Annotated in this window: 2 protein-coding genes; both read right to left on the bottom strand. The window is 37.7% G+C overall.

Features of this window, described 5'->3' with window-relative positions; translation table 11 throughout:
- Window positions 1-794: hypothetical protein (locus BM398_RS16980; protein WP_139233854.1), on the bottom strand; the 794-nt coding region annotated here is incomplete at its 3' end.
- A gap of 175 nt (window positions 795-969) precedes the next feature.
- On the bottom strand, window positions 970-1,548 hold a 579-nt coding region (locus BM398_RS16975; protein WP_207648085.1), incomplete at its 5' end, for a hypothetical protein.

The raw sequence follows: 1,548 nt of genomic DNA, 5'->3' as shown, positions 1-1,548 counted from the left end.
ACTCTTCCCGTTGGATTATATTTAACCCCGGTAATCAGTTTAGTTGCATCAGTATAATAGCCTGTATATGGAACTGTAACCGATAGGTAATTAGCACCATTCTTAGGTAGATAGCCAGTTTTGGAATTTTTGTTTGTTACATCTTCAGAGTGATTTGCCATGCTGCCTTCTGTGCGGATTCCCGCTGAAGAAGTAAAGAATTTTCCAACAAGAACGTTTGCTGCCACCGCATCACCAAGTTTTGGAAGCGCATAGTTTAACATAGTCGTACTTGCACCAAGTGCATTACCTGATGCGGTGTAGTATCCTGTAAATGGTACTTCAAGCGAAAGGTATTTTGTACTACCAATATTTGATAGCGTTGCTTCTGAAGTTACCAAAAGCTCTTTATTACCTGCATAGTTTTCCATTGCACCTGTAATATCTACGCCACTTTGAGATGAAAAAGTAATATCTTTGCCCGCAGCATTTTTTAAGACCATCCAAGGTGCAGCGATGCCTACTGCGCCTATTTTTTTCCATGTTCCGTCTGTTCCTACTTTAGCCCAATAATATCCACCTTCATACTTAAAGGACAATCCTCCAAGTTGACCGTCTAACACTTCAAGCGCTTGTGCATTATTTTCAATATCATCTGCATCAATTGACACTGACCCATCTGCTGTATTTATAGTAATTACTCCATTTGAATTTGTGAGCCTTGATTCTTCAGCAGATGCAACCGTAGAAAAAGTAAGCACCATTGTGCCCACTATAGCTATTGTTCTTTTTACTATATCTTTTTGTATTTTCATATGATTCAACCTCCATTTGGACATCTACACCCAAATAAATGCTCACAACGTCTTGTATCAGCGACTTTTTCATTAAGCCGTTTGTCATAACTTTCTTTTTCATATTCCATTACATACCGATCGACCTCCACTTAAACATTCAGCAAAGACGTATGTACTATCGCAGTTGTCTTAGCTATTTTAAACAATAAACCGTTAAAGCAGAGTTTATATTGTATGATTTATTAAAGTTATGGGAGAAATCTTCATGATCTGAACAACCATCTCCCCTATAGGATATAGTGCCATCTACCGTTAAAATACCATTTCTATATGACTTGTTAACAGTTAAACTCATACCACCAAAAGATCCTTTAGATACATGACCTCCCCAATTCTCCCAACCGGGGGCAGCTGAAAAATTGCTACTTAAAACAACTAAGAAATCATTATTCGTTAATGAATCCCAATCACTTCGTATATTTTTAATGTTATATGACGGTTGACCACTTCCAATATACGGACTCCCGCCTCTATATTTGGCACCATTATCTATAACAATATCATTGCTGTAATATCCTGCCGGTATCGTAAGAGACTGATTCATACCCAGCTTTAAAACGGACGAAGCAAGATTTGGATTTGCATTACCAATATTTTGATCGATTGTCTGTTTGTTTGGCATCTGTGAAACTCTTCCCGTTGGATTATATTTAACCCCGGTAATCAGTTTAGTTGCATCAGTATAATAGCCTGTATATGGAACTGTAACCGA

It is taken from the genome of Butyrivibrio sp. M55 (assembly GCF_900116865.1).
Lineage (GTDB): Bacteria > Bacillota > Clostridia > Lachnospirales > Lachnospiraceae > Butyrivibrio.
Note: the sequence above shows the minus strand (reverse complement) of the source record. Positions and strands in the feature narration are given on the sequence as shown.